At 53.3% G+C, this 2,301-nt stretch carries 1 protein-coding gene and 1 pseudogene; one reads left to right on the top strand and one right to left on the bottom strand.

The features are described 5' to 3' along the window. Positions 1-112: 112 nt before the first annotated feature. Positions 113-759, top strand: a pseudogene (locus VB777_RS12085) (IS630 family transposase); the annotation flags it as partial. Here VB777_RS12085 and VB777_RS12080 read toward each other — a convergent pair. Next, complete coding sequence (locus VB777_RS12080) at positions 743-1,834, bottom strand: hypothetical protein (protein ID WP_323249226.1); 1,092 nt, start codon at positions 1,832-1,834, stop codon at positions 743-745. The pseudogene VB777_RS12085 and the gene VB777_RS12080 overlap by 17 nt on opposite strands. Positions 1,835-2,301: the final 467 nt, after the last annotated feature.

Raw genomic sequence — 2,301 nt, 5'->3', positions numbered from 1 at the left:
GGATCCGCTCCTCGATCGAGACGTAGGAGAACAAGGAGCCGCTGCGCTCCTGCTGACCTCGCATCAAACCTGGGGCAGTTGGCCCATTCTCGCAGAGGTGGCGGGGTTTTTCAGCAAACTCTTAAAGCTCTCCACCGACCCATTCATTGTGGAGAAGGGCAGAGACATCGTCGGCCTCTATCTGAATCCACCTGACAAGGCGATGGTGCTCTGCGTTGACGAGAAGACGTAGATCCAGGCTCTGGACAGGACTCAGCCGCTGCTGCCCATGGGCCTCGGTTACGTCGAGGGCGTCACCCATGACTACATCCGCCACGGCACCACCACCCTGTTCGCCGCCTTGGACGTGGCCACCGGTGAGGTGATCAGCCAGTGCAAGCCCCGGCACCGGCATCAGGAGTTCCTGGGCTTCCTGCGGCAGATCGAGACGTCCGTCCCCGAGGACCTTGATGTCCACCTGATCGTGGACAACTACTGCACGCATAGGCACGCCAAGGTCCGTGCCTGGCTGGCACAGTCGAGCGCTGGTTCGGGATCATCACCCAGCGGGCGATCCGGCGCAGCAGCTTCTCCAGCGTCAAGGAGCTGATCGCCAAGATCGAGCAGTTCGTGGCGGCCTGCAACAAGACCAAGGCCCCGTTCAACTGGTCGGCCACCGCGGATTCAATCCTGGAGAAGCTCCTGCGACCTTGCTCGCAAATCTCCGGGACTGCAAGCCAAGAAGCGACACCTCCCATGAAAGTCACCGGGAGGGAATAGAAAAAGATAGATTTGGAATGATAAGATTGTTCGCAAGCCATCGATCGAATCGAGTGCGGCACCAAAGGCTTGCTTCGACATTGGACTGACAATTCGAAAGCCTTCTCTTCGTCTCATTATTAAGCGGGCCAAGGCATACTTTCGAGAGCCCCTTGTCAAGGGCAAGCGATATTGAGTAATAAAGAATATTTTCATATGCCTTTAAATCAAGGGAGCTTGAGTAGTCCAGGCCTCCATGCGTCTGATAGAGCATATCACTCGTTGCAAAAAAACTCATAAAGGCAATCATTGCATTATTTTGATACGCACACACCATAAGGCCGTCCTGGGACAAAAAAGCTTCCAGCGAATTGCAGAGCTGGAGATATGGCGCTTCGTGCGCAGACCTCTCTGCGCTTTTCAAAAGCAGCTTGTGTGCTTGCAGCAAAAGACCTTGAGGAGACGGCAATGTCTCTACAGCTATTCTGCCTTCACCCTTCTTGAAGATACTGGTCGCATGATCAAGATTGCGCCTACGTTTACGTGACAGCGAAGCACGATATTGCGAGAAGGTGTTGCATCCGGAAATGTCAACAGACGCCAAAGGCAAGATCTTAAACTGGGGCAGCAAGCTCATGCTTTGATGCGGCATCCCTGGAAGTGAATCTCCGGCAACCCAGATTGAGTCAGGCGAGAATGCTGTCATAACGTAATCAATAAACTCGGCCTTGATCTTTTCGCTTATCGGCATGTACTCGGCGCGAATAGCGAATGGCGATCTTGGCGCATAGCCCATTAGGAAGGTATCAATTACCGCGGCACGTCTTTCAACTAGAAATCTCGGAATCCAATTAAGCGCATTTCTCATCCGAGCATGCAGAAGTGATAGCGAGAGCGCCTTTTCGACAATTAATACGGGGCAAATCGCAATCAGCTGGCCGGATTCCTCCATCAACAAAAAAAGAGCCTTTGCGTCATTGCGCGAGTTCAGAGCGTAGTTCTCAAAGACTGGTGCTGTTTCAGGAATGAAATCAACGTGACGATATCCATCTAGATTTGAGTCGTGGCGTATTGTGCGGATTCCGGCACTGCTCATTGAATCTGGAGGCCTCCTGCGCCAGTAATTTGCAACAAAGTTTACGCCCCTGCCGCTGTCCATTTGGCAGCACGTACAACCTATCCTCGTCGCCATGAGAAGGCTGTTCCAGTTAATGCCGTGGCTTCTCTGCGCCGGCCTGCAGGGGAAGGCTCCATCCAATCCACCTCTGCTGCTGCATTCAACAATCGTGGTGGTGAACTCGTGGTGGTGAACTAAGGAGCGGGGCGATGCTCCCTGTTTCAACAGGCGAGTGGATTTAAATATTAATCTTGCCGGCTAATTCGCACATCGAGACTTGACGCTGCACGACTCACGCCATAGAATGGTGAGCTCATGCCTAAGAGTTTGCTGAAAAACCCCGTCAAGGACCATTCAGCCCGGGAACGCCTGACTTCGAGCCCAGTGTTCACGGGCGCTGCGCCCAAAGGTAAGGCTTAAGGCATGACGGCCTCGGGACTTTTTCA

Origin of the sequence: Synechococcus sp. CCY9202 (genome assembly GCF_034931685.1) — a bacterium.
Classification (GTDB): Bacteria; Cyanobacteriota; Cyanobacteriia; order PCC-6307; family Cyanobiaceae; genus CBW1002.
This window is presented reverse-complemented; position numbering and strand designations above follow the sequence as displayed.